Here is a 25,790-nt window from a genome sequence, read left to right as displayed (position 1 = left end):
TTATGGGATCATCCAAAAAAACTTTTAAAAGACTTTTTAACGTAATAATTGCTTTAGTTATTGGTTATTTTGTTATTTATGGTTTAGCAGCCATCAGCAAAAACTCTAAAGGACCTTTAGGAGGCCTTTTAGAAAACATGAGTGACATGGTTCAAGATTTTGAACGTGATAACATTCTAGAAAAAAGAGAACAAAACAGAGAGAAAAAATTAAGTTGGTTTAAAGATCAACGAAAAAATAAATTTGCTTTACTAAAAACTAAATATATTCTTTTTGGTGCTTCTGATGATAGTAAAGGTGAATCTTATGAAAATATTATAAACTTAGAAGATTCTTTAGCCCTTACTTTTCCTATTATCCACATTTATAAAGCTTGGGGAGAAGGCCAAGAATATAAATTTCCTGAAAATGAAGTAAATGCAATTCATAGAATAGGTTCTATACCAATGATTACTTGGGAACCTTGGTTTGGTAAATTTTCTCAAGAAAATTTTCCAAAAATTAAAGCGCCAGAACAAAGAGATAATCATGGGTTAACAGCTGTTGCAGAAGGCCATTATGATGCATATATAAAAGAATGGGCAAAAGAAACTGCTAAATTAGACTATCCTATTTATTTAAGAGTTGGTCATGAAATGAACGATCCATATCGTTATCCTTGGGGACCTCAAAACAACGATCCATCAGAATATGTTGCTTTCTTTAAACATGTTAGAGAAGTATTTGATGAAGTTGGAGCTACAAATGTTATTTGGGTTTGGAGTCCACATTTAACGTATGGAAAATTTAAAGAATATTACCCAGGAACCGATTATGTAGATGTTGTTGCAACAGGTGCTTTAAATTATGGTACAAGTACAAGCTGGAGTGATTGGTGGACCTTTGAGCAAATTTTTGGAAATTATTACGAGCAATTAGCTTCTTTTTATAAACCTATTATGATTGCCGAATTTGGTTCTTTAAAACCTGGAGGAAGCAGAGCAAAATGGTTTGGAGATACTTTTGAAAATTTTTACACCAAATATCCTTACGTAACTTCTATCGTATTTTTTCATTATTCTAGTGATCCTTCTACTACTTACAAAGCTGTAAGTTGGTATATTAAAGATGATCAAGAAGTAACAACAGCAATTAAGGATGAATTAAAAAAATGGGATCCAAGCATAAAACAACCAGACATGAAATAAGTTTTATCTAAGTAAATAATTTACATAAAAACTTTTCATCAAAATAAAAAATAACGATGGTAATTTAAATTACCATCGTTATTTTTATTAATTACATAGTACAGTTACAAAAAACATAGGTTAAAATTGTTTTTTGTAACTTTAAAGCAAAGAATGCGTCTAATAAATTTCTATCTTACAAATATCAAAAAATGAAAATTTTAGAAACTAATTTTTTTTCGGAAGTTGAATTACCTATGCAGCTAAACATTTCTTTCAAAAAAGTTTTTAGCTTTTTTGAGAAATATGCTCATGGAGATTATCATGCACACCCTTTTCATAAATCTTCTTTAGCTTTTATAAAAGGACTAGAAAAATATCCTGAACTTAAAGATGGTTTCTCAGATTTAAAAATGTTAGAAAAATATTACGATCAAATAAACATTTTACTAGACCCATTATTTCCAGAAGCACTTTTATCAAACGAAATAAAAGCAGCTACAGTGCCTTTTTCATTTACCTCTTTTAAATTTACAACTCGTTTTGAGAAAATCCTAGAAAACGCAGGGAAAGATTACCAATTAACCGTAAGAAACTTTGAAGAAAACAGCATGTATATAATGGCATGTACTTTTATTTTAGAATTTGTTTATGGCTATAAAGTAGATACAAAAAGACCTTTTTATTTTGATATTCCTGATAAAAAGTTAGGCACAATGAAATACTACAGAACCACTTTTAATGCAGATTTTTCTGAAGTTTTTAGAACCGAAAGTGCACCAAAATTAACAGAAGAAGATTTTAGAGAGCTATTAAATAACTTTGAGAATATAGAAGTTTGGAAAGAAAAATTCCCACCTAACAGCTATATTTTTAAAGGTTTTGGAATTATAAATTTATTTGATGTTACTGCTGAAGAAATGATTTCTTCTATAAAAGCTAATTTATTAGCAGGTGGAGATAACCTAACATTTAAACTTCAAAATAATTTAAGAGATTTTTATAGCCTTAAAGATTTACTTTTAGGGTATTCTATATTTGATAAAGCAAGTTCTAAAATTTGTGAAACAATTGTAAAGAAATCTACAAGTTTAATCCTTAAAAATGCAGAAGAAATTAATTGTGATAACACCTATTTCTGTAGCAATATGATGCAAAAGGTATTTAAAGATCATGACACTTTTATTATTTCTGATGTTCATAATTATGGAATAAAAACGAATAAAAATCCTTTTTATCAAAATTTATACGACTCTGGTATACAGAGCATTATAATTATACCAATTAAAGCAACTAATAATGGAGATTTAGCGCTATTAGAAATTGCATCTCCAAGAGCTTACGATTTAAACTCTGTAAATATTAATAAATTAAAAGATATAATTCCTGTTTTTGAGGCGGCTGTTAAAAGAACTTCAGAAGAACGCCAAAATGTATTAGAAGCAACCATTCAAGAAAACTATACCTCTATTCATAATTCTGTAAAATGGCGTTTTTATGAAGCTGCAGAAAAATATCATTTAGAATCTCAAACAAATGAGAATGCAAAATTAGATGAAATTGTTTTTAAAGATGTGTACCCTTTGTTTGGTCAAAGTGATATTAAAGGTTCTTCTGATGCAAGAAATGAAGCTATTCAAGAAGACTTAATTACACAATTATCTTTAGCTATTGATGTCTTAAAAGATGCTTGCAAAACAGAAGATCTTCCTATTTATAAAGAATTAATGTTTAGAGTTGCAACATTTTTAAAAGATGTTCAAGATGGTTTAAATGCAGGTGATGAAGTAAATATTTTAGACTTTTTAAATCGTGAAATTTATCCTGTGTTTGGCCATATTAAAAAGATGAATGCGCAATTAGCTATCAAAGTTAATGTGTACATGAATCGTTTGGACAAAGATTTAGGCGTTGTTTATGAAAAAAGAAAAGAATATGAAAATAGCGTTACATTATTAAATGATAAACTGGCTTCTTATATCGATAAAAAACAAAAACAAGTTCAAGATATGTTTCCTCATTATTTTGAAAGATATAAAACAGATGGTGTAGAATACAATATGTACATTGGTGCATCCATTACCAAAACAAGAGTTTTTAACGAAATTTACTTATTTAATTTACGTTTATGGCAATTGCAAACTACTTGCGAAATGGAAAATATTGCCTACTCTCTTCGTAAAAAAATGAAAAATGAGTTGAGAGTAGCTTCCTTAATTTTAGTGCATAGTAATTCTATGGCCATTAAATTTAGAATGGATGAAAAGCAGTTTGATGTGGATGGTGCTTATAATATTCGTTACGAAATAATAAAAAAACGAATTGATAAAGCCTTTATAAAAAATACTGAAGAACGTTTAACAGTGCCAGGCAAAATAGCCATTGTATACTCACAAGATAAAGATGCATTAGAGTATATAAAGTATATTAATTTTTTACAATCTAAAAATCAGTTGGGTAAATTAGAGTTTTTAGAACTAGAGGTTTTACAGGGAGCTTCTGGCTTAAAAGCGCTTCGTGTAGAAGTTATCTACCAAGAAGATTTTGATGAGAAAAAGGTAATTACTTTTAAGGATTTAATGAAAGAAATAACTAATTAAACCACCATTTCCTGAAAATAAAAAGAAAAAGCAAAAGCTAAAACACTTACAATAATACCTGTCATAAAAACAGTGTAGGTAATTCTTAATATTTTATATTTTCTATTTAAAACCAAGCCTAAAAAGTATAAATCTTTGGTTAATGAGCCATAAAGATATTCTCTGTCTTGCATCATTTCAGAAATCCCCCATTCAAAATCTTCTAATTTCATTTGATGAAAATTACCAAAGAACAACAAATTAACTTTTCTATTGGCTACGTCTTCTTTTGTAAATTTACCTTCAGTAACATTTGGTCTTGTTGCTAAAATTGATAAAACTATAGAAATTACTGTAAAAATTATAAAAATAATAGTTGGTACAAATAAATGTGAATTAGAAGGGTTGTCTAATTTAGGAAGCAAACTAGATAATGCCAAAGAAACAATAATTGCATTTACAGAAAGTAAAATATTGGCTTTTGTATCTGCAATATCACTTAAAGTAATATGGTTTCTTAATGCAACTCTAAACATTGTTTCTACTCCCCTTTCAGGAACAATACTTTTATTTTTCTTAAGATTTAAAGCTTCTTCTTTTTGCTTAAATTTCTTATTATCTTTCTTTAATTTTTTTTGGTTTTTTAAAATTTTAGATAGATTCTTCTCCTTATCCTTACTCCAATTTTTTAGCGTAAAATCTGTGTAATAGCGATGTTTTTGAGTAAAAAAAGATAAATTTAAAGCAATCCATTCTTTGTTAGTATATTTTTTTCCTAAAACTAACTCCCACTCTTTTCTTAATAAGGAATTAAATTTGAAAAAATCTTTGGAAGCTAAATGAGCTGCATCTGCATCTTTCAAAATTTCTTCCAAATTAGTTTTAGGAACCGCATTCATTTTTGTGACCAAAATTAAATCAGCAACAATTTGAATTCTATCCTCAGCAAATTTGTGCGATTTTAAAAATTCAACAGCAATTTTAACACTTTTCTCCTCATGATTTTCGTCACTTTCTGTAAAACCAGTATCATGAAACCAAGCTGCAATTTCTAAATTTTCAGCATCAATTAAAGTAAGTCCTAAATTTTCTGAAATTTCCTTAGTTTTTTCTACAACTCTCTGTGTATGTCCTAAATTATGATACAAATAATTTGAATGTAATTTCTTACTCAATAAATTATTTACAAATTTTTCAACTTCTAGTAATAATGCTTTCATCATCTAATTTTTAACAAAAATAAACAATTAAAACTATCTATTTAATTGTAAATTTAATGCTCAAATGTATGAATATTTAGTTGATAGTTATCTGTAAGATGATAGCTGTTTTTTCGACTGAATTTAAAAGAAAATCTTATTAATTTATAAAAAATAAAAAAAATATGTTAACGTGGAAAGATGTCATTAGTTTCGCAAGTAAAGGAAACCCAACTCCTGATAAAACAGTTCAAAAAACAGATAAAGAATGGAAAGCTCAATTAACTGAAGAACAATTTAGAATTACGAGATTAAAAGGAACTGAAAGACCACATTCAGGTGAATTATGCAGTATTTATGATGAAGGCCAATACAACTGTGTTTGTTGTAATACGCCTCTTTTCGATTCTACCATAAAGTTCGAATCGAGTTCTGGCTGGCCAAGTTTTACACAACCCATTAAAGAAAATGCCATAAAGTATGTCAAAGACACAACTTTAGGTATGATTAGAGTTGAAGTTCTTTGCAATACTTGCGATGCTCATTTAGGACACATTTTTCCTGATGGCCCAGCTCCAAGTGGTTTGCGTTATTGCATAAATTCTGAATCGATGGTTTTAGATAAAAAATAAACATGACAAGGGGTTTAAACCCCTTGCAATAAAAAATAACATGAGTAAAAACATACAAATTGCCACAATTGGTGGTGGCTGTTTTTGGTGTACAGAAGCAGTTTTTCAAAAAGTAAAAGGCGTAGAAAAAGTAGTTTCTGGTTATGCAGGTGGTAATGTTCCAGGCAAACCAACTTACAGAGAAATTTGCTCGGGTTTAACTGGTCATGCAGAAGTTATTCAAATTACTTTTGATGCAAATATAGTGTCATATCAAGATTTATTAATCATTTTTATGACGACTCACGATCCTACAACATTAAATCAACAAGGTGCAGATAGAGGAACTCAATACAGATCTGTTATTTATTATCATGATGAACAGCAACAAAAAATTGCAGCAGAAGTTTTAAAGCAAGTTCAACAATATTATGGAAATAAAATTGTGACTGAACTAAGTGCTTTACCAACTTTTTATATTGCAGAAAATGAACATCAAAATTATTATAGAGAGAATACAAGACAAGGATATTGTACCTATGTAATTGAACCAAAGCTGGCGACATTAAGAAAATTACACGCTGATAAACTAAATTAAATTTTGTTAACTTTGTTAAAATGAAAACAATAAGGATAAACATAAACGAAACAACAAAAGCTGGAAAAACTTTTTTAGCAATGATAGATACTTTTCTTAAAGGTAAAAAAGGTGTAGAAATTATTGAAGAAGAAAAATCAAAAGAAGAGATAATTGAAGAATTATCAAATTCAGCTAAACGAAATATTACAAAAAAGTATTTAAAAGAATACTTATAAAATGATTGTAATAACTGATAGTAATATTTTATTTAGTGCTTTAATAAGCCCTAATGGAACAGTTGCAAAAGTTTTAAAATCAAAAAGTAATATTCAAATGTTTGCTCCTGATTTTTTATTTGAAGAAATTGAAAATCATCTTGATAAAATTGTAAAGTATTCTAAAAGAAGTAAAAAAGATATAAAAGCAGAAATTTTATTCTTTAAAGAGAAATTACAAATCATACATCGAAAAGACATTCCAAAAGAGGATGTTCAAAAAGCAATAACGATTGTAAATGATATAGATATCGACGATTTTCTTTTTGTGTCCCTTCACTTTCATACAAAACACAAACTTTGGACTTCAGACAAAGAACTCATAAAAGGTTTACTTAAAAAAGGACTTGATATTTGTATTACTACAACTCAACTAAAGAAGTACTTGTACAAATAAACAAGAATTATTCATAGAATTTTTTATGAAGAATATTAACCTTTAGCTAATAACAAAGGATTTAAATCCTTTGCTAAAAAAAGAAAATGAAACTAAACTTAAAAAATACATTTATAGAAAATTTACCTTCGGATAAAATTCTTGAAAACTCAAGAAGACAAGTTCCTGAAGCAGTTTTTAGTTTTGTAGAACCTAAAAAAACGGCAAATCCAAAAGTACTGCACGTTTCTAATGAAATGCTTCAAGAACTTGGAATTACTAAAGAAGAAGCCAACTCAGAACACTTTAAAAAAGTAGTTACAGGAAATGAAATTTATCCAAATACAAAGCCTTATGCAATGTGTTATGGAGGTCATCAATTTGGGAATTGGGCTGGACAATTAGGAGATGGAAGAGCCATTAATTTATTTGAAGTTGAGCATCAACATAAAAACTGGAAAGTGCAATTAAAAGGTGCAGGCGAAACTCCATATTCCAGAAATGCAGATGGTTTGGCTGTTTTACGCTCCTCTATTAGAGAATATTTATGTGCAGAAGCCATGTTTCATTTAGGGGTTCCAACCACAAGATCTTTGTCTTTAAGTTTATCTGGAGATCAAGTTTTGCGAGATGTTTTATACGATGGAAATCCTGCTTACGAAAAAGGTGCAATTGTTTCTAGAATTTCGCCAAGCTTTTTGCGTTTTGGGAATTACGAAATATTTTCAGCAAGGAAAGATGTAAAAAATCTAAAAGTTTTAGTGGATTATACCATCAAACATCATTTTTCTCACTTAGGTGAACCATCCAAAGAAAATTATATCAACTTTTTTAAGGAAGTTTCAGAACGCACTTTACAAATGATAATTCATTGGCAAAGAGTTGGTTTTGTGCATGGAGTTATGAATACTGATAATATGTCAATCTTAGGTTTAACCATCGATTTTGGACCTTATGGTTGGTTAGAAGGTTTCGATTTTGGTTGGACTCCAAACACTACAGATCGTCAAAATAAACGCTACAGATATGGAAATCAGCCAAATATTGGGTTATGGAATTTGTATCAACTAGCCAATGCTTTGTATCCAATTATTGAAGAAGTTGAGCCTTTAGAAGCTATTTTAAATCAATATAAAGTAGATTTTGAAGCACAATCTTTTGCAATGATGAAAAGTAAATTGGGTTTATTTGCAGATGATGAAAATGATTTGCATTTAATTCAAGCTTTGGAAGATAATTTGCAATTGGTAGAAACAGATATGACCATTTTCTTTCGATTGTTAAGCGATTTTTCTGATGTAAAAACAGGTTTTCATTTGATAGAAAATGCTTTTTACGATTTAGAAAACATTTCTGACGAAGTAAAAATGAGATGGATTAATTGGTTCGAAATTTATCAAAATAGATTGGCAAAAGAAACCATTTCATCCGAAGAAAGAAAAGAAAAAATGGATTTAGTAAATCCTAAATATGTGTTGCGAAATTACATGTCTCAATTAGCCATTGATGCTGCAGATAAAGGTGATTATTCTTTAATTGACGAATTATATCAACTCTTAAAAAAACCGTATTCGGAACAACCAAAATACCAAAAATGGTTTGCAAAAAGACCTGAATGGGCTAGAAACAAAGTGGGTTGCTCAATGTTATCTTGTAGTTCGTAAATTTTTCGTGCAAGGTTTCAAAAACCTTGTAGGTATTTTGTAGCATAGAATAAAGATTTTACAAGTTTTAAAAACTAATATAAATATTATGAAAGCAATTTGGAACAACGAAATCATCGCTGAAAGTAAAGACACCATTATTGTAGAAAATAACCATTATTTTCCTGAAAACAGCATCAAAAAAGAATATTTTATACCAAGTACCACAAGAACAGTTTGCCCTTGGAAAGGTGAAGCTTCCTATTATACAGTTGTTGCCAATGGCAAGGAAAATAAAGATGCTGCTTGGTTTTATGGAAGACCTTTTGAGGCTGCAAACAATATAAAAAATTATGTAGCTTTTTGGAAAGGTGTAAAAGTTACAGAGTAAAATCAATTGAATTTTCAATAGCAATGGGTTTCAACCCATTGTTTTAAGTATTAAAAAAAATGGCTTTAGCCAAACTTTAAAAAACTTGTAGTTATTAATAAAAATCTAATTAAATTTTACAAAATACCTCACAGGTTTTTAAAACCTGTGAGGTCTAAAAATCAACAAAAATATGAATTTAGGACTAGGAACAGCAGCTTTAGGAAGACCTCAGTATATTAATATTCGTCAAAATGATGTTGATAATTCTGATTTAGAACAATTTAGAAAAGAAAGTTTTCAGGTTTTAGAGGATGCTTACAATGCTGGCATTCGATATTTTGATACAGCTCCAGGTTATGGTTTAGCTGAAGAATTGGTATATGATTGGTTAAAAACCAAAGATGACAATTCCATTGAAATTGGCACAAAATGGGGGTATACGTACACTGCAAATTTTGATGCAAATGCAACTGTTCACGAAGTTAAAGAACATAGTTTAGCCAAATTAAATGAGCAATGGAATTTCTCAAAACAACTCCTGCCCTATTTAAAAGTGTATCAAATTCATTCTGCAACTTTAGAAACTGGCGTTTTAGAAAACCAAGAGGTTTTAAATCAATTAGCCTTTTTAAAGAAAGAATATAATTTACAAATCGGTGTAACAACAACTGGCACAAATCAAGTTGAAGTAATTAAAAAAGCTTTAAATATTAAAGTTGATAACAACCAATTATTTGATATTTTTCAAGTAACTTATAATTTTTTAGAACAAAGTTTAATAGAAATTGTTGATGAATTGCAGCAACAAAATAAAAGAATTATAATTAAAGAAGCTTTGGCAAATGGACGCGTTTTTAGCAATAAAAACTACGTTCACTATCAAGAAATGTATAGATCTTTAGAAAATTTATCAAAAAAATACAACGTTGGTATTGATGCAATTGCTTTAAAATTTTGTGAACAAACTATTCCTAAAAGTACTATTTTAAGTGGTGCAAGCAACACAAAGCAACTGAAAGAAAATTTAAAATTGAATGATTTTAAACTTTCTAATAATGATATAAACTTGCTAACTTCTTTTAAAACTGATGCTGAGCATTACTGGTCTGAAAGAAAAAACTTAGCATGGAATTAACCAAAATTGCTTTTGGAGGTGGTTGTCATTGGTGTACAGAAGCCGTTTTTCAATCGTTAATTGGTGTTGCAAAAGTGGAACAAGGTTGGGTTGCATCCACAGCAAAAAACAACACTTTTTCAGAAGCTGTAATTGTATATTTTAATAAGAACCAAATCGATTTAAAAACTTTAATTGAAATTCATTTATCTACACATAAAAGTACCAGCAACCATTCTTTAAGAAACAAATATCGTTCTGCAATTTATTATATTGATGATCATCAACAAGAAAAAAGCAAAGAAATTATTGAAGAATTGCAACTAAATTTTGAGGCTAAAATCATCACTCAAATTTTAGAATTTAAAGATTTTAAACCCTCAACAGAAGAATTTCAAAATTATTATCAACAAAATCCGCAGAAACCTTTTTGCGAAAAATATATCAATCCAAAATTGACTTTTTTAGTAGAAAAATTCGCTAATCAAGTTGATAAAAGTAAAATTTCTCATTTGAATTCGACTATCTAAAAAACCAAAATTATGAATACTGTAAGATTAGAAATTGAAAATAGAAAGGGTTTAAAATTACAGGCATATTTGGAATTGCCTGCAAATCAAAAACCAAATCATTTTGCCATTTTTGCACACTGTTTTTCTTGCAATAGCAATTTTAATGCTGTTAAAAATATCAGCAGGTCTTTATCAAATCATGGTTTTGGTGTTTTACGTTTCGATTTTACAGGGTTAGGAAAAAGCGAAGGCGAATTTACTGAAAGTCATTTTTCTGCAAACGTAGATGATTTAATTGATGTAAATAACTACTTAGCAAAACATTACAAAGCTCCAGAATTATTAGTTGGGCATTCTTTGGGTGGAGCAGCTGTAATTGTGGCAGCATCAAAATTAGAAAATGTAAAAGCAATTGCTACAGTTGGTGCACCATCAACAGTAAATCACGTGACACATTTATTTTCTCATGGGTTAGAAGATATTCCTGAAAAAGGCGAAATTGAAGTTAATATTGGTGGTAGACCTTTTAAAATTAACCAAGATTTTGTGCGTAATTTTAGCAAAACAGATTTACCAAAAATCACAAAAGATTTACGTAAACCTCTTTTGGTAATACACGCTCCTTTTGATAAAATTGTAGGTATAGACAACGCACAAGAAATTTACACAAATGCCATGCACCCAAAAAGTTTTATCAGTTTAGATGATGCTGATCATTTATTATCGAATAAAACAGATAGCATTTATGTTGGGAATATGATTGGCACTTGGGTTGATAAATATTTTCCACAAGAAGAAAATAAAATGATGCAAACTGATGGTGAACAATTAGTTGCACATTTAAATTTATTGGAAGACAATTTTACAACGTCCATTCAAACTAAAAAACATACTTTTATTGCTGATGAACCTGCTACAATTGGTGGAGATGATTTTGGTCCATCACCTTATGATTTTTTAAGCGCTGGTTTGGCTGCTTGTACAGTAATGACTCTGAAAATGTATGCTCAACGCAAAAAATGGGATTTACAAGAAGTGTTTGCTTACATCACCTATTCCAAAAAACATAGTGATGATTTAGGTTTGGATGTTGATAAACCAACACGTTTAGATCATCTTCAAAAAAAGCTAAAATTAGTTGGTAATTTAGATGATAAACAAATTAAACGTTTAAAAGAAATTGCTTCAAAATGTCCTGTTCACAAAACATTATTGAGCACAACTATTATTGATACTGAAATAATAGAATAGCAAAGATTCCTTAGGTATGTATTCAAAAAAATTAAAATTATTTTCTTCGGATAAATTTTAGTAGTTTTAGCTAAATCTCAAACGTTTTATTTTGTTTGATTTTTTTAATCTAAAACTACATGAAAAAATCTAAACTTTTATATATAATTCCCCTATTCTTATTAGGTGGGATTTTACTTGCTTCCAACTATTCTAAAACAACTTCAGAATATATTTCTTTGGATGAAAAAACAATCAATTTATCAAAAAATAAAGACAATTTTAATAAAATGATGGATGTTTTGATGCATCCAAGATGTATGAATTGTCATCCAAGTGATAATGTTCCAAAACAAGGTTTGGATAGTCATCCTCATTATTTTGGAATGGAAGGTGGAGAAAATGATCATGGTTTTGAAGCTACAAAATGTACCACTTGTCATCAAACAGAAAATAATAATTATTCTGGAGTTCCTGGTGCTCCACATTGGGGTTTAGCTCCACAATCTATGGCTTGGAAAGGTTTAACCAGAAAGGAAATTGCAGCTGTTATTTTAGATAAAGAAAAAAACGGAGGAAAAGATTTAAAAGGAGTGGAAAAACATTTAACTGAAGACGAACTTGTTTTATGGGCTTGGAATCCTGGTGTTGATGCTGCTGGAAATAAACGTGAAAAACCACCAATTTCTGAAGAGGAATTTAAAAAAGTTGTCAAAGAATGGATTGCTGATGGAGCTGTAATTCCTGAAGATTAATCATTCAATAAAAAATGGTTTATGATTAAATGTTCTCGATACAAAATTTCTGAAAAAGAAATTTCACTCGAACTGACAGCACGAATAATAAGTTAAAAAAAACACAATGTCATATCGAGTGATTTTGCCTTTTTGCAAAATTGTATCGAGATGTTTTTCATCAAAAGTAAAGTTGTAAGTTGACCAAATTAACATCAAAAATTAAAAAATGAAAATATCATTTAAAATAAATAACAAAGCAATTTCTATTGATATAGAAGATGGCAATACACCTCTTTTGTGGGTTGTAAGAGATGTTTTAGATTTAAAAGGAACCAAATTTGGCTGTGGAAAAGCTGCTTGTGGAGCTTGCACATTGCACGTAAATGATGTTGCTGTGCGTTCTTGCTCTTATGCTGTAAAATTTGCTGAAGGTAAAAATGTTACTACTATTGAAGGCTTGGGTGATGCAGAAAATCCACATCCTGTGCAACAAGCCTGGATTGATGAAGTTGTGCCTCAATGTGGGTATTGTCAGCCAGGATTTATCATGGCAACTGCTGCTTTATTAAAAGAAAATGATAACCCTACAGATGAAGATATAAATAAAAACATCATTAATATTTGCAGATGTGCAACCTATTATAGAATGCGAAAAGCAATTCATAAAGCTGCTGAATTAACCAGAGAAACTAAAATTTAAGATATGAGCAAAAATATATCACGTAGAAAATTTTTAGTGAGAGGTGGTTTAGGAACTTTAGGCGTTTTAGCAGTTGGAACCTATGTAATGAGAAATCCAATTCGTAGACAAATTATTGATTTTGCAGATTCTTTCGTATCTCCTTATTCAGGTTCTGGAACTGAACCTAATTTATGGTTCGAAATTACAGAAGATAATACTGTAATGCTACATTCGCCAAAAGTAGAAATGGGTCAAGGAACTTTTACAGGTTTGGCTCAAATTGCTGCAGATGAATTAGATATTAATATTGATCAAATTCAAGTTATTGCAGCATCTACAGCAAGTGGAGTTGTAGATGGTTTAGGAACTGGAGGTAGTTTATCTGTAGCTTCTTTATGGATGCCTTTGCGTGAAATGGCTGCTACAATGCGTGAAATGATTAAGATTGAAGCTTCTAAAAAACTAAATATTCCTGTTGAAAATTTATCGACTAAAGACGGAATTGTTTCTGGAAACAACCAACAAATAAGTTATGTTGATGCTGTTAAAGATATTACAGAATGGGACATTCCTGATACTCCAAAATTAAAAGCTGTTAAAGACTATAAATTAGTTGGAAAACCTGTGCCAAGAATCGATTTAAAAGCAAAAATTTTTGGTGATGCTATTTTTGGAATGGATGCTGAAATGGACAATATGTTACATGCAGTTATCATTAGACCAGAACATATTGGAGCAACTTTTAAAAGTGCAAATTTTGGCAATGCAGAAAACATGCCTGGCGTTGTAAAAGTTGTTCAAATTGATGATTGGGTTGGTATTGTTGCTAAAACATATCCACAAGCATTGGCTGCAAAAATGGAAGTTGATGTTGAGTGGAACATCTCAAAAAAATGGACAGAAGAAGATATTAGAACGTTAATTTCTGTAGGAAGTGGAGATGAAATGATTGTTCAAAAAGAAGGAGATAATTTAGAAAATGATGATGAAGACATTTTAGAAATTGAATTTAAAAGTCCTTTAGGTGCGCACGCTCAAATGGAACCAAATGGTGCTGTTGCTTCTTACAAAGATGGTAAAGTTACTGTAATTCTTTCTACACAAGTTGTGGGTATTACTCAAAATCAAATTTCTAAAGCGTTAGATATTGATAAAGAAAATATCAATATAATTCCGACTTATTTAGGAGGTGGTTTTGGTCGAAGATTAAATACAAATCACGCAATTCAAGCTGTTCAATTATCAAAAGCAGTTGGGCAACCTGTAAAATATTTTTTCACAAGAAAAGAAGAATTTCAGAATGATATGTTTCGTCCACCAACACATCATATTATGAAAGGAAAACTAAATAAAGAGGGTTTAATTGCTAATTTAGAACATCATTTTGCAAGTGGAAATGTAGCAATTGATTCCTTATTATTACCAGATATTGCTAATAAAGTTTTAGGGGCCGATTTTGGTGCTATAAGAGGTGGAAGTATTCATTATTCTGGAATCGAAAATATTAGAGCTGTTCAATGGCATAAAACCTTGCCATTTGCTACAAGTTGGTGGCGAAGTTTAGGTTTATTAGCCAATACGTTTGCTATTGAAAGTTTTGTGGATGAATTGGCAATCAAAGGAAATAAAAACCCAATTGAGTTGCGTTTAGCGCAAATTAAAGACAATGAAGAAGGAGTTCGTTTAAAAAACGTCATCAAAAAAGCGCAACAAGAATCTAAGTATTCTGATGCAATTGTTGATGGAAAAGCGATGGGTTTTGCAAGTTCTACTGATACAGGAACGCCTTGTGCACAAGTTGCAGAAGTTTCTATTGTTGATAATCAAATAAAGGTTCATAAAATAACCTGTGTTATGGATTGTGGAATTGCAGTAAATCCAGATCAAGTAAAAGCACAATGTGAAGGAGCCATGATTATGGCAATGAGTGCAGCAATGCACGAAAAAATGTTTATTGAAGACGGACAATTACAACCAACCATTTTTGGACCTTATGATATGGGATTAATGAAACATTCGCCTAAAGAAATTAATGTATTTTTATTGCAAGGAGTTGATAAACCTTTGCCTGTTGGCGAACCTCCTTTAGGTCCTATTGCTGCTGCAATTGCAAATGCTGTAAGAAGATTAACAGGAAAAAGATTAACGGAAATGCCTTTAAAACTGTCGTAAATTTATGATGCACGAGTTTAAAGAAATAGTACAGCAAGCAATTCTCAATCAACAAAATGGATTGAAAAACGTCTTGGCTTCTGTGGTTTTTTTGAAAGGATCATCCTACAGAAAACCAGGTGTTAGAATGCTTATTGCTGAAGATTTAAAAACTGTTGGAGCTGTTTCTGGTGGTTGTGTAGAAAAAGAAATTATACACAGAGCAAACACTGTTTTTAAAGATAATCAACCAAAAATTATTACGTATGATGGTAGATACAGATTAGGTTGTGAAGGTATGCTCTATATTTTAATTGAACCTTTTTTTATTACGGATGATTTTTTAAAAACCTTTTTAAAAGCAAGTGCGAAAAGAGAAGCTTTAAAAATTGATAGTTATTTTAAAAAAGAAGATGAAACTTTTGGCAATTTTGGTTCTGTTGTAACTTTCGAGAATCAACAACAATTTACTTTTGCTGATACTTTTAATCATCAACAAGAACATAAAGTTGAAGTTTTTTCGCAAATTCTAAAACCTGCTTTTAAATTGATGATTATTGGTGGTGAACATGATGCTGTAAAACTATGTAAAATAGCTACAAACTTAGGTTGGGAAATTGATGTAATTACATCTGCTAAAGATTCTAAAAGTTTGAAAGATTTTCCTGGTGCAAATTCGGTTGTTGGAGATTCTCCAGAAACCATTCAATTTACAGATATTCAAGAAAATTGCGCCATAGTAATTATGAATCATAGTTATGTACAAGATTTAAAATACGTTGTAAAATTGGCAGATTATCAACCAAAATATATAGGAATCATTGGGTCACCAAAAAAGAGAGAACGTTTGTTGAATGAGCTTTTTGAGTTTGCTCCAAATACAACTGAAGAATTTTTAGATTGTATTTACTCTCCTGCAGGTTTGCATATTGGTGCAAAAACTCCCGAAGAAATTGCAATTTCTATTGTTGCAGAAATTTTGTCTGTCATCAACCAAAAAGAACCTTTTTCTTTGAGAAATATAACTGGAAAAATTCATTCATCGTAAATGAAAAATATTGCTGTTTTAGTTTTAGCTGCTGGGAAATCATCCAGAATGAAAAGTATTAAACAGCTAGAGAAAATCAATCAAAAAACACTTTTAGACATTACTTTAGAGAAAATTAAAAATATTTTTTCTGATGACATTTTTTGTGTTTTAGGTGCAAATGCTGATAAAGTTAAGAGTGAAATCGTAACAAAAAACATCAATTTTATCAACAATACAAATTTTGAAACAGGTTTGAGTGCTAGTATTGTTGCAGGCATTCATCACTTTAAAAAAAATAACTTAAATTTTGAAAGCTTTTTTATCTTACTCGCAGATCAACCAGCTATTGATATTGCGTACTTAAAATCGATGATTTTTTTATCCGAAGAAAATAAAGAGAATATTATTGCTTCTAAGTATGGAAACAAATTTGGAGTTCCTGCAATTATCCCAAAAAAATATTTTAACGATTTAATTTTGATTGAGGCAGATAAAGGTGCAAAAGAGTTCATTAATCATCATAAAAATGATGTTCTTTGCTCAGATTTATCAACAAATTTATTAGATATTGATACGAAAGAAGATTTGAATAGTTATAAAAAATCAATTTCTAAATAGTTAATTTTGCATTTATGAAAGCACTCAAAAATTTTATATATATTTCTTTTGTCGTTTTATTAATTTCTGCTTGTGCAACTGTAAAAATGCAGGTGGCAGAAGGTCAAAATTATGTTCCTAGAAAAGATTCGTCTAATATAAGTCACTCTTTTTATTTAATTGGAGATGCTGGTAATTCTGATTTATACAGAAGAGATTCTGCCTTGTCTTACTTAAATCAAGAAATTCTAAAAGCAAAAAAAAATTCGACTTTAATTTTTTTGGGTGATAATGTTTACCCAAAAGGAATTCCTGAAGAAAATTCTAAAGAATATGAATTAGCAAAACATCGTTTAAAAGTTCAAACAGATATTGGCAAAAAATTTCCTGGAAAAACTTTAATGATTCCTGGAAATCATGATTGGTATAATGGTTTAAAGGGATTAAAGAGACAAGAAAAATTAGTAGAAGATGCTTTAGGCAAAAAAAGTTTTGAACCAGATAATGGTTGTCCTTTAGAAAAAATTGAAGTTAATGATGCTATTAATATTATTGTTGTAGACACACACTGGTTTGTTACAAATTGGGATAATCACCCAGGAATCAATGATGAATGTGAGATAAAAACGCGTGAAAAATTCTTTGAAGAGTTAGAGGGAGATATTAAAAAATCTCAAGGAAAAACAACACTTATTGCTTTGCATCACCCTATGTTTACAAACGGTCCTCATGGAGGTTATTATTCTTTTAAAAGCCACATGAAACCTTTGCCAATTATAGGTAGTGCTATAAATATTCTTCGTAAAACTGCTGGTGCTTTAGATGTAGATCAACAAAACGAAAAATACAATAGGTTAAGAAAACGTATTATTAGTTTGGCGCAACAAAATGAAAAGATAATTTTTGTTTCAGGACATGAGCACAGCATTCAGTACATAGTACAAGATAATATACCTCAAATTGTAAGTGGTTCTGGCTCTAAACTAACAGCAACAAAAAATGTAAATGGAGGTAAATTTTCATACGGAACACAAGGTTTTGCAAGGTTAGACGTTTATAAAGATGGTTCTTCTACTGTTCATTTTTACACAGCTAAAGATCGTAAAATAGTATATGAAGCAAATGTTTTCAAGAAAGATAGTATCATAGAATATAGCGATTTTCCAAATGCAAAACTATCGGAAAAAGAAGCTTCTATTTATACGGATCAAGAAGTTACAAAAGGAAAATTTTACAATTTACTTTGGGGCAAAAGATACCGAAAATATTTTGGGCAAAAAGTAAATGCGCCTACAGTAAATTTAGACACTTTACATGGTGGTTTAACTCCTGTTAGAAGAGGTGGAGGACATCAATCTAAAACTTTACGACTAGAAGACAAAGAAGGTAGAGAATACACAATGAGAGCTTTACGCAAAAACGCTGTACAATATTTGCAAGCTGTTGCTTTTAAAGATCAATATGTAGAAGGCCAATTTAGTAAAACATACACAGAAGATTTATTACTGGATGTTTTTACAGGCTCACACCCATATGCGCCTTTTACAATTGGAGATTTAGCTGATGCTATAGATGTGTATCACTCAAATCCTGTTTTATATTATGTGCCAAAACAAAAAGGTTTAGGCGAATTTAATGCAGATTATGGAGATGAGTTATATATGATTGAAGAACGAAGTGCAGATGGTCATGGAGATGAAAAAAGTTTTGGTTATGCTAATGAAATAATTAGTACAGATGATTTAAGAAAAAACTTAAAAAAAGACGAAAAATATAGTATTGACGAAGAATCTTATATTAGAGCACGTTTATTTGATATGCTTATAGGAGATTGGGACAGACACCAAGACCAATGGAGATGGGCTGAATTTGAAACAGATGATAAAGTAGTTTACAGACCTGTACCCAGAGATAGAGATCAAGCATTTTCTATTTTTGGTGATGGAATTTTGTTAAATATTTTTACAAGATTAATTCCAGATTTAAGAGGAATGCGCTCTTACCAAGTAGATATAGAAAAACCAAAGTGGTTCAATTTATCTGGTTATCCTTTAGATATGACTTTGATTCATAATTCTGATAAAAAAGTTTGGGATGCACAAGTTGCAATTATACAAAACCAAATTACAGATGAGGTTATAGAAGGGGCATTTGCAAAATTCCCAAAAGAAGTTCATGATGAAACCATTCAGGATATTAAAAGAAAACTAAAAGGAAGAAAAAAGAATCTTCAAAAAATAGCAGATAAATACTATGCTTATTTAAATAATTTTCAAGTGATAAAAGGAACCAATAAAGATGATTGGTTTGATATTGAACGTTTTGAAAATGGAGATACAAAAGTTACAGTGTATAGAATTAAAGGTGGAGAAAAAGCAGACATTATGCTTCAAAGAACCTATAAATATGATGTTACTAAAAACATTTGGCTATATGGTTTAGATGATGATGACGTGTTTACATTAAATGGAAATGCTGGTAAAAAAACAATAAATTTAAAAATTATTGGTGGCCTAAATAACGATGTATATGAAATTAACGAAACTAAAAAAGTAAAAGTTTATGACTATAAATCAAAGAAAAGCACTTTTAAAACTCCAAATGTAAACAAGAAACTGACAGATGATTATAGAACCAATATCTATGATTATAAAAAAATTAGAAGTTTTAAAAACTCACTTTCACCTGCAATCGGTTACAATCCAGATGATGGCATAAAATTAGGCGTTAAAAATACTTTTTTGGTAAATAGTTTTGAAAGAAATCCTTTTACCAGAAAACACGTGGTATCTGCTTTTTATTATTTTGCAACAAGTGGTTTTGAGCTAAATTATGATGGTGAATTTGCTAACATCATAAAAAAGTGGAATTTAGGTTTTGAAGGAAAATATACAAGTGCAAATTTTGCCCAAAACTTCTTCGGTTTTGGCAACAGCTCTGTTAATTTAGAGGCTGATGATATAGAAAATAGAGATTTTAATAGAGTTAAAATTGAAAAAGTAATTGGAGGAACCTATTTAAAATGGAGAGGCGAATTAGGTGCTGAATTTAAAGTGGCTGCAAAATATCAAAATTATAATGTAGATAGAACAGCAGGTAGATTTTTGGAAACGCAATATGCAGCTGGCAATAGAGTTTTTGAAAGACAACAATTTATTAATACAGAAGCTAGTTATTCTTACCAACATTCAGACAATCCTGCTTTTCCCACTTTAGGTGTTCAACTTTTAGCAAAAGTTGGTTTTACAGGCAACATCAAAGAAAATAGAGATTTTACCTATGCAGCATCTTCTTTATCAATTACCCATAAATTAATACCTAGTGGAAAATTAGTTTTAGCGTCAAAAATTAATGGTCAATTTATTTTTGATGATGAATTTGAATTTTATCAAGCATCTAGTATTGGAGGTAATAATGGAATGCGTGCTTATAGAAACGAACGTTTTGCAGGCAAAAATGCTTTTTATCATTCTTCTGATATTCGTTGGAATTTAAGAAGCGTAAAAACAAATTTATTGCCTACCAATATAGGACTTTTTGGTGGTTTTGATTATGGTAAAGTTTGGGGAACTCCAGATAGTTTAACGGCTTTACCTAACACAACTAACCAACCAAGAACTTCTTATGGAGGAGGATTTTTTATAAATGCAGCAGATATTCTAGCAGGTAATTTTGGTGTTTTTACTGGTGATGATGGAGTACGTATAACTTTTACTTTAGGTTTTGATTTTTAAGATATGAGTCAGTTAGCTTTAATTTTTGGATGTATTTTTGGTAGTTTAGCAATAATTTTTGGTGCTTTTGGGGCACATTTATTAAAGAAAAAATTAACTACAGATCAGTTACAGAGTTTTGAAACAGGTGTTAAATACCAAATGTATCATGCAATTGTATTGCTTGTTTTAGGCTTTAATTTAGACGTTTCAGCAACTATAAACGCCTATATTATAAATACTTTCATCATTGGTACTATCTTGTTTTCATTTTCTATTTATGGCTTGGTTTTATCATCAGCAAACAATAAAAAATTGAAGTTTTTAGGACCAATTACACCTTTGGGAGGTTTGTTTTTAGTTGCAGGCTGGATCTTGTTGCTTTTTAAATTTTTGATTTAATTAATTTTTAATTCATACAAAAAACCACCTTTTCTACCAGCTTTTTCATCAGTAATAATAAGTGTATTTTTATCCTTAAAACAAACTCCTTCTTTTTGAGACTGATGTTCTAATGGTATTTTTTTTACTTTTCCAGATAAGAAATTATCACTTTTAAAATCAGTAAAAATAAGTACATTTTTTTGTGATAAAAGCACTACTTTTTTTCCATCCTCTGAAATATCAGCAGCAGTAATCCAAGCGTTAGATTCTTTGCCATTATTAAAACTTCCGATTTTTTTTGCAGTATGTTTCCCTTTTTTTGCAGGAATTTTATAGAGTGATGTTTTTCCATATGCATCTGCTACTCTACTTTTTGTAAACACATAAAAGTTGTTTTTAAAATAAAAGAAACCTTCAGCATCAAAAAAACGATCTTTCTTTTTTGGTGGAAATTTATCTTGATGTTCGTATTCGAATTCTATTTCCTCAACTTCGACTTCTTTTTTATCTAGATCTTTTTTATTTATTTTTAAAATTTTTAAATGATTTCTTGAACTGTAATTATTCCCAAAATCGCCAATATAAAGATTCCCAAATTCATCTGAAGTAATATCTTCCCAATCATTATTTTTTTCTTTAATATCAAGTTCTATTTTGATTTTTCCTTTAAAATCAATTGCAAATATTTCTGACTTATTTCCTCCATCTTCATGAATCCAAATTAAATCTGAACCTGCAACTATTTCATTTCCCGAAATTTCTTTTAAACCTCCAGGTAATTCACCTAGTACTTTTAGTTGTCCAAAATTTTGACAACTTATCAATAAAAATATACTTAAAAGGATTGTTATTTTTTTCATAAGTAATTATACTTTATAATTTTCTAATATGAAAAAAATAAATGTTTATCTTTAGTTAAAAAGAGTTTTAACTTAAGTGTAGTATTCAGAAAGTTTGTAATAAAATAAGTTATAATAAGATTATTAAGATAGATAAAAGGCTTCTTACCAACCTCCAGAAGCGCCTCCACCTCCAAAAGAGCCACCTCCAAATCCGCCACCAAAACCACCTCCACCAAAGGAACCTCCTCCAGATGAACCACTTCCAAATCCGCCACCAAAACTTCCTCCACCTCTACCTGCATTGCTCAAAATAATAGCTTCAAGTATTGAACCAGCCACAGAACCTCTTCTGTATCCTCTGCCTCCACCTTTATTATTTTTATTTCCTCTAGAAACAATCATAAAAAAGATGATAATCATAATTACGAAAATAATAATTCCAGGATCAAAACCTTTTTTGTTTTGTTGGCGAGTTCCTTTAAATTCGCCATTTAAAGTTTTAAAAATATAGTCTGCGCCTTTGTCTAAACCTCCATAAAAATCTCCCTTTCTAAATTCAGGTAAAATAACTCTCTCTATAATTCTTTTTGATTGAAAATCGGTTAATAAGGGCTCTGCTCCTCTACCAACTTGAATGGCAATTTTTTTATCGTCTTTGGCCAATAGAATTAATACACCATTATCTTTTTTGGCATCTCCAATTCCCCATTTTTCGCCCCAATTTGCTGCTAAATAATTAATATTTTCTCCTTCTGTAGATGCAATAATTGCAACCACAATTTGAGTTGATGTAGTATCTGAGTATCGAACTAATTTACTCTCTAAATTTGCTTTTTGTGCTTCAGAAAGTAGTTTTGGCTCTAAATAATCGTACACACTTGTTTGAAACTTTGGAGTTTCAGGAATTTCAAATCCTTGCGAAAAAGTTTGTAAAGAAAAAAGTAGCACAACAAAAACCAACCAATTTTTACACAAACCTGATAACTGCATACTGCGAACTGAAAACTGTTTACTAAATATCATCCTTTAGAAATTTCATTAGAAAGTTCGTTTTTATCATCTGTTTGCCAAGGAAAATGTGTTTGTAGTTCTGTACCTGCTTTTAAGATTCCGTCAACAATTCCTTGTTTAAAATTAGCATTTTTAAAATGACTTTGCATAATATCTTTGGTAGCATTCCAAAAATCTTTTGGCACAACTTCATTAATTCCTTTATCACCGTAAATAACAAATTTTTTGTCATCTACAGCCACATAAATTAAAACACCATTTGCATCTTTTGTGTTGTCCATTTTTAAGAGATGAAATACTTCTAACGAGCGTTCATAAGGATCTTTATCAGATGTAGCTTCTATATGAACACGAATTTCGCCAGAAGTATTTTTCTCTGCAACTCTAATAGCAGAAATAATTTCTTGCTCTTCTTCTTTGGTAAGAAATGCTTCTACTTTAGACATTTTTAATCTTTTTTATTATTAAAATCAAAACTAGCATCTGGAGCGTTTTCTGAACCAGCATCAGCTTTGTAACGATTCATTTCGTCAAAATTAAAGATACCCGCTAATAAAGAATTTGGGAAAATTTTGATATGTTTATTATAATTATTTACACCCTCATTAAAACGATCTCTAGCAACATTAATTCTATTTTCTGTACCTTCATATTGACTTTGTAACTCTAAAAAATTTGCATTTGCTTTTAAGTCAGGATAACGTTCTACAGAAACCAATAACTTTGACATAGCACCTGCTAATCCATTTTGAGCTTGTTGAAATTGCGCCATATTTTCTGGCGACAAATTGTTTGCATCAATAGTTGTTGATGTTGCTTTTGCTCTTGCTTCAATTACTTCAGTTAAAGTATTTCTTTCAAAATCTGCTGCTCCTTGTACAATCTTTACTAAGTTCCCAATCAAATCATTTCTTCTTTGATAAGCACTTTCTACATTAGACCAAGTTGTTTTCGCATCTTCTTGTAAAACAACAGCTTCGTTATTAAATCCTTTTGCCCAACTATATACTGCAAAAACAATTACAGCAATAATTATTACAGGTATTAACCATTTTTTCATAATTTCTAAATTTTATTTTTTGATTGATTTTGTGTTTTTACAAATTTACTAAATATTCTTCTCAATTTTAAAGTGATGTTCCTCCATCTAACGTTATGGTTTGTCCTGTTATAAATTTTGTGTTATCTGAAGCCAACCAAACCACAGCATCTGCAATTTCATCTGCTTTTCCATAACGTTTCATAGGAATTACACTTTTTAAAATTGTATCCATTTCTGGTTTTGCATTCAATAATTGATTCAATAAAGCCGATTCTGTATACCCAGGACACACTGCATTTACTCTTATGTTTTTGGTTGCATATTCCATTGCTGCCGATTTTGTCATACCAACCACAGCAAATTTACTGGCACTATAACTAATATTATTGGGCGATGCTTTTAAACCCGCCAAAGAAGCAATATTTACAATATTTCCATAACCTTGTTCTAAAAATTGCGTCAAAGCTACTCTCATGCAGTAAAAAACTCCTGTTTGATTCACTGAAATCACTCGATCCCAATCTCTTAAAGTTGACTCATGTGTTCTTAACAAATTTGGGCCAATTCCTGCATTATTAACAATTACATCTAATTTGCCAAATTCTGCAACTGTTTGTTTTATTAACTTTTCTACATCCTCAAACTTAGCAACATTTGCTTTTATAGGTAGCGCTTTTCCTCCATTTGTTACAATTTCTTCTGCAACTAGTTGCGCTTTTTCTAAATTGATGTCAGAAACTATAACTGTTGCTCCATGATTTGCAAAATGAATGGCTGTTGCTTTTCCTATTCCAGAACCTGCTCCTGTTATGATTACTACTTTGTCTTTTACTTGCATATTTTTTAACTTTAATTTGGGCGTTCCCTAAAAAGGTCGGGCTTTCCACTATATCTTTTTGCGAAAAAGCAAAAAGGATGTCATTTCAATCCCTAACGCAAATTGGTTATTTTTAAATAATTTTTAAAGTTTCCTTATTATTGTCAAATTAAAACTTTATAAAATTCTAAAACTCTTACTAAATAAACAAATATTTAATATATCGCCCTTCTAGGGCTTAGTTTAATTTTGAAACAATTTTCTAATAATATTTCATCCCTATGGGATTTTTAGCTCTGTAAGAGCATAATATTAATAAAAAAGTACAAAAATGTTCTAAAGCTCCATAGGAGCGAAATTAAATCAGACAATAATATTTTTTATCATTATTTGAGACGCTCTTCAGCGTGAAAAATTAAATGATGAAAAATCTTATATAAAACACACGAATCTCCATAACATTTGTAATTCTGAAAGAATCCCACGTCTTTATTTTCAGCAAGTCTTAAGATTTTCAATTCTAATTATTTATTGTATTTAGTATGTTCAATATTTTTCTTTTCTAAAATAGCATAAAATCTTCGAGGTGAAATTTTTAAATCTTTCGTAATTTCACTCACTTTTTTCTTACCCTTTTTATAGAGTTTCAAATTTGCATTTACTTTTTTATTGAAAAAGTATTTCTCTAATTTTTCAACAATTTGCAATTCAGTAAAGTTAGATTCGTTAGCGTATTTTTCAATTTCTAGTTTAATGTTCGATAAGTTACTCATTTCAATAATATTTAGTTTTTTAGTCAAAAATAATTTTTGATGTCTTAATAATGATAATGTCGAAACCGCGTTTTACAATTAAGGTAACTCATCGTAAAAACAGGTTTATTAACGTGGAAATTTGATAAAATGGCTAATACTTCTTAGTTTATTTCTATTTTTTTTAAAATTTGACACTTTATCATCATCTTTTTGAGACGCTTACTGCGTGACAAACTGAATGGTAAAATCACTCATAAACACACAAACAAATCTCCACAATATTTGTTATTCTTAAAGAATCTCATGTTTTCATTTTGCAACAAAATCTTAAAGTTCTTATAACTATGTATTTTAAGCCTACAAGGTTTTAA

At 30.0% G+C, this 25,790-nt stretch carries 25 protein-coding genes; 18 read left to right on the top strand and 7 right to left on the bottom strand.

Annotated features, from left to right (window positions below):
- The first annotated feature begins 2 nt into the window (after window positions 1-2).
- Complete coding sequence (locus P161_RS18270) at window positions 3-1,187, top strand: glycoside hydrolase family 26 protein (RefSeq protein ID WP_051605701.1); 1,185 nt, start codon at window positions 3-5, stop codon at window positions 1,185-1,187.
- A gap of 191 nt (window positions 1,188-1,378) precedes the next feature.
- Complete coding sequence (locus P161_RS0108575) at window positions 1,379-3,766, top strand: hypothetical protein (protein WP_026776602.1); 2,388 nt, start codon at window positions 1,379-1,381, stop codon at window positions 3,764-3,766.
- Here P161_RS0108575 and P161_RS0108570 read toward each other — a convergent pair.
- Window positions 3,763-4,965 carry a Pycsar system effector family protein gene (locus P161_RS0108570; protein WP_026776601.1) on the bottom strand — a complete coding sequence of 401 codons (1,203 nt, stop codon included), beginning with the start codon at window positions 4,963-4,965 and terminating at the stop codon, window positions 3,763-3,765. The two genes, P161_RS0108575 and P161_RS0108570, sit on opposite strands and share 4 nt — an antisense overlap.
- Before the next feature lie 164 nt (window positions 4,966-5,129).
- On the opposite strand from P161_RS0108570, the gene msrB reads away from it, so the two are divergent.
- The 16 genes from msrB (at window position 5,130) to P161_RS0108490 (ending at window position 20,970) form a co-directional block, all read left to right on the top strand.
- Window positions 5,130-5,576: a peptide-methionine (R)-S-oxide reductase MsrB gene (gene msrB, locus P161_RS0108565; RefSeq protein WP_026776600.1), complete on the top strand. Its 447-nt coding sequence runs from the start codon at window positions 5,130-5,132 to the stop codon at window positions 5,574-5,576.
- 40 nt (window positions 5,577-5,616) lie between these two features.
- Entirely contained in the window at window positions 5,617-6,153 is a 537-nt protein-coding gene (msrA, locus tag P161_RS0108560; RefSeq protein WP_026776599.1) for a peptide-methionine (S)-S-oxide reductase MsrA, read from the top strand.
- 20 nt (window positions 6,154-6,173) lie between these two features.
- Complete coding sequence (locus P161_RS0108555; RefSeq protein ID WP_026776598.1) at window positions 6,174-6,371, top strand: hypothetical protein; 198 nt, start codon at window positions 6,174-6,176, stop codon at window positions 6,369-6,371.
- A 1-nt stretch (window position 6,372) separates the two neighbouring features.
- Window positions 6,373-6,807 (top strand): PIN domain-containing protein, encoded by a 435-nt coding sequence (locus P161_RS0108550; RefSeq protein WP_026776597.1) that lies wholly within the window; start codon window positions 6,373-6,375, stop codon window positions 6,805-6,807.
- Between the two features lie 86 nt (window positions 6,808-6,893).
- Entirely contained in the window at window positions 6,894-8,450 is a 1,557-nt protein-coding gene (locus P161_RS0108545; RefSeq protein ID WP_026776596.1) for a YdiU family protein, read from the top strand.
- Between the two features lie 88 nt (window positions 8,451-8,538).
- Complete coding sequence (locus P161_RS0108540; RefSeq protein WP_026776595.1) at window positions 8,539-8,820, top strand: DUF427 domain-containing protein; 282 nt, start codon at window positions 8,539-8,541, stop codon at window positions 8,818-8,820.
- Window positions 8,821-8,992: 172 nt separating this feature from the next.
- Window positions 8,993-9,937: an aldo/keto reductase gene (locus P161_RS0108535; RefSeq protein ID WP_026776594.1), complete on the top strand. Its 945-nt coding sequence runs from the start codon at window positions 8,993-8,995 to the stop codon at window positions 9,935-9,937.
- The gene (locus P161_RS0108530; RefSeq protein ID WP_026776593.1) at window positions 9,928-10,446 is read left to right on the top strand and encodes a peptide-methionine (S)-S-oxide reductase; all 519 of its coding nucleotides are present in this window, start codon (window positions 9,928-9,930) and stop codon (window positions 10,444-10,446) included. Before P161_RS0108535 ends, P161_RS0108530 begins: the two co-directional genes overlap by 10 nt.
- 12 nt (window positions 10,447-10,458) lie before the next feature.
- Entirely contained in the window at window positions 10,459-11,679 is a 1,221-nt protein-coding gene (locus P161_RS0108525; RefSeq protein WP_026776592.1) for a bifunctional alpha/beta hydrolase/OsmC family protein, read from the top strand.
- Between the two features lie 119 nt (window positions 11,680-11,798).
- Window positions 11,799-12,413 (top strand): hypothetical protein, encoded by a 615-nt coding sequence (locus tag P161_RS0108520; protein ID WP_026776591.1) that lies wholly within the window; start codon window positions 11,799-11,801, stop codon window positions 12,411-12,413.
- 208 nt (window positions 12,414-12,621) lie between these two features.
- On the top strand, window positions 12,622-13,095 hold the full coding sequence (locus P161_RS0108515) for a (2Fe-2S)-binding protein (protein WP_026776590.1): 474 nt from the start codon (window positions 12,622-12,624) through the stop codon (window positions 13,093-13,095).
- A gap of 3 nt (window positions 13,096-13,098) precedes the next feature.
- On the top strand, window positions 13,099-15,249 hold the full coding sequence (locus P161_RS0108510; RefSeq protein WP_026776589.1) for a molybdopterin cofactor-binding domain-containing protein: 2,151 nt from the start codon (window positions 13,099-13,101) through the stop codon (window positions 15,247-15,249).
- Window positions 15,250-15,253: 4 nt separating this feature from the next.
- Window positions 15,254-16,276 (top strand): XdhC family protein, encoded by a 1,023-nt coding sequence (locus tag P161_RS0108505; protein ID WP_026776588.1) that lies wholly within the window; start codon window positions 15,254-15,256, stop codon window positions 16,274-16,276.
- Window positions 16,277-16,876: a nucleotidyltransferase family protein gene (locus tag P161_RS0108500; protein ID WP_026776587.1), complete on the top strand. Its 600-nt coding sequence runs from the start codon at window positions 16,277-16,279 to the stop codon at window positions 16,874-16,876. It abuts the gene before it with no gap.
- Between the two features lie 14 nt (window positions 16,877-16,890).
- A complete protein-coding gene (locus tag P161_RS0108495; RefSeq protein WP_026776586.1) occupies window positions 16,891-20,589 on the top strand; it encodes a metallophosphoesterase in 3,699 nt (1,232 codons plus the stop codon).
- Window positions 20,590-20,592: 3 nt separating this feature from the next.
- Window positions 20,593-20,970: a DUF423 domain-containing protein gene (locus P161_RS0108490; protein ID WP_026776585.1), complete on the top strand. Its 378-nt coding sequence runs from the start codon at window positions 20,593-20,595 to the stop codon at window positions 20,968-20,970.
- Here P161_RS0108490 and P161_RS0108485 read toward each other — a convergent pair.
- The 6 genes from P161_RS0108485 to P161_RS0108460 all read right to left on the bottom strand — a co-directional run bounded on the left by P161_RS0108485 (window position 20,967) and on the right by P161_RS0108460 (window position 25,437).
- On the bottom strand, window positions 20,967-21,812 hold the full coding sequence (locus P161_RS0108485) for a hypothetical protein (RefSeq protein WP_026776584.1): 846 nt from the start codon (window positions 21,810-21,812) through the stop codon (window positions 20,967-20,969). The genes P161_RS0108490 and P161_RS0108485 overlap by 4 nt on opposite strands.
- A 144-nt stretch (window positions 21,813-21,956) precedes the next feature.
- Complete coding sequence (locus tag P161_RS0108480; RefSeq protein ID WP_081817008.1) at window positions 21,957-22,817, bottom strand: YgcG family protein; 861 nt, start codon at window positions 22,815-22,817, stop codon at window positions 21,957-21,959.
- Window positions 22,814-23,251: a TPM domain-containing protein gene (locus P161_RS0108475; protein WP_026776582.1), complete on the bottom strand. Its 438-nt coding sequence runs from the start codon at window positions 23,249-23,251 to the stop codon at window positions 22,814-22,816. Before P161_RS0108475 ends, P161_RS0108480 begins: the two co-directional genes overlap by 4 nt.
- Window positions 23,252-23,253: 2 nt before the next feature.
- Entirely contained in the window at window positions 23,254-23,865 is a 612-nt protein-coding gene (locus P161_RS0108470; RefSeq protein ID WP_026776581.1) for a LemA family protein, read from the bottom strand.
- Between the two features lie 67 nt (window positions 23,866-23,932).
- On the bottom strand, window positions 23,933-24,685 hold the full coding sequence (locus P161_RS0108465) for an SDR family NAD(P)-dependent oxidoreductase (protein ID WP_026776580.1): 753 nt from the start codon (window positions 24,683-24,685) through the stop codon (window positions 23,933-23,935).
- Between the two features lie 503 nt (window positions 24,686-25,188).
- On the bottom strand, window positions 25,189-25,437 hold the full coding sequence (locus P161_RS0108460) for a hypothetical protein (RefSeq protein WP_026776579.1): 249 nt from the start codon (window positions 25,435-25,437) through the stop codon (window positions 25,189-25,191).
- Window positions 25,438-25,790 lie beyond the last annotated feature (353 nt).

It is taken from the genome of Polaribacter sp. Hel_I_88, from assembly GCF_000687935.1.
Lineage (GTDB): Bacteria > Bacteroidota > Bacteroidia > Flavobacteriales > Flavobacteriaceae > Polaribacter.
Note: the sequence above shows the minus strand (reverse complement) of the source record. Positions and strands in the feature narration are given on the sequence as shown.

What these genes read in the sequence shown, in the direction of transcription:
- P161_RS18270 (WP_051605701.1), top strand. Translation starts at nt 3, where the DNA reads ATGGGATCATCCAAAAAAACTTTTAAAAGACTTTTTAACGTAATAATT.
- P161_RS0108575 (WP_026776602.1), top strand. Translation starts at nt 1,379, where the DNA reads ATGAAAATTTTAGAAACTAATTTTTTTTCGGAAGTTGAATTACCTATG.
- P161_RS0108570 (WP_026776601.1), bottom strand. Translation starts at nt 4,965, where the DNA reads ATGAAAGCATTATTACTAGAAGTTGAAAAATTTGTAAATAATTTATTG.
- msrB (WP_026776600.1), top strand. Translation starts at nt 5,130, where the DNA reads ATGTTAACGTGGAAAGATGTCATTAGTTTCGCAAGTAAAGGAAACCCA.
- msrA (WP_026776599.1), top strand. Translation starts at nt 5,617, where the DNA reads ATGAGTAAAAACATACAAATTGCCACAATTGGTGGTGGCTGTTTTTGG.
- P161_RS0108555 (WP_026776598.1), top strand. Translation starts at nt 6,174, where the DNA reads ATGAAAACAATAAGGATAAACATAAACGAAACAACAAAAGCTGGAAAA.
- P161_RS0108550 (WP_026776597.1), top strand. Translation starts at nt 6,373, where the DNA reads ATGATTGTAATAACTGATAGTAATATTTTATTTAGTGCTTTAATAAGC.
- P161_RS0108545 (WP_026776596.1), top strand. Translation starts at nt 6,894, where the DNA reads ATGAAACTAAACTTAAAAAATACATTTATAGAAAATTTACCTTCGGAT.
- P161_RS0108540 (WP_026776595.1), top strand. Translation starts at nt 8,539, where the DNA reads ATGAAAGCAATTTGGAACAACGAAATCATCGCTGAAAGTAAAGACACC.
- P161_RS0108535 (WP_026776594.1), top strand. Translation starts at nt 8,993, where the DNA reads ATGAATTTAGGACTAGGAACAGCAGCTTTAGGAAGACCTCAGTATATT.
- P161_RS0108530 (WP_026776593.1), top strand. Translation starts at nt 9,928, where the DNA reads ATGGAATTAACCAAAATTGCTTTTGGAGGTGGTTGTCATTGGTGTACA.
- P161_RS0108525 (WP_026776592.1), top strand. Translation starts at nt 10,459, where the DNA reads ATGAATACTGTAAGATTAGAAATTGAAAATAGAAAGGGTTTAAAATTA.
- P161_RS0108520 (WP_026776591.1), top strand. Translation starts at nt 11,799, where the DNA reads ATGAAAAAATCTAAACTTTTATATATAATTCCCCTATTCTTATTAGGT.
- P161_RS0108515 (WP_026776590.1), top strand. Translation starts at nt 12,622, where the DNA reads ATGAAAATATCATTTAAAATAAATAACAAAGCAATTTCTATTGATATA.
- P161_RS0108510 (WP_026776589.1), top strand. Translation starts at nt 13,099, where the DNA reads ATGAGCAAAAATATATCACGTAGAAAATTTTTAGTGAGAGGTGGTTTA.
- P161_RS0108505 (WP_026776588.1), top strand. Translation starts at nt 15,254, where the DNA reads ATGATGCACGAGTTTAAAGAAATAGTACAGCAAGCAATTCTCAATCAA.
- P161_RS0108500 (WP_026776587.1), top strand. Translation starts at nt 16,277, where the DNA reads ATGAAAAATATTGCTGTTTTAGTTTTAGCTGCTGGGAAATCATCCAGA.
- P161_RS0108495 (WP_026776586.1), top strand. Translation starts at nt 16,891, where the DNA reads ATGAAAGCACTCAAAAATTTTATATATATTTCTTTTGTCGTTTTATTA.
- P161_RS0108490 (WP_026776585.1), top strand. Translation starts at nt 20,593, where the DNA reads ATGAGTCAGTTAGCTTTAATTTTTGGATGTATTTTTGGTAGTTTAGCA.
- P161_RS0108485 (WP_026776584.1), bottom strand. Translation starts at nt 21,812, where the DNA reads ATGAAAAAAATAACAATCCTTTTAAGTATATTTTTATTGATAAGTTGT.
- P161_RS0108480 (WP_081817008.1), bottom strand. Translation starts at nt 22,817, where the DNA reads ATGATATTTAGTAAACAGTTTTCAGTTCGCAGTATGCAGTTATCAGGT.
- P161_RS0108475 (WP_026776582.1), bottom strand. Translation starts at nt 23,251, where the DNA reads ATGTCTAAAGTAGAAGCATTTCTTACCAAAGAAGAAGAGCAAGAAATT.
- P161_RS0108470 (WP_026776581.1), bottom strand. Translation starts at nt 23,865, where the DNA reads ATGAAAAAATGGTTAATACCTGTAATAATTATTGCTGTAATTGTTTTT.
- P161_RS0108465 (WP_026776580.1), bottom strand. Translation starts at nt 24,685, where the DNA reads ATGCAAGTAAAAGACAAAGTAGTAATCATAACAGGAGCAGGTTCTGGA.
- P161_RS0108460 (WP_026776579.1), bottom strand. Translation starts at nt 25,437, where the DNA reads ATGAGTAACTTATCGAACATTAAACTAGAAATTGAAAAATACGCTAAC.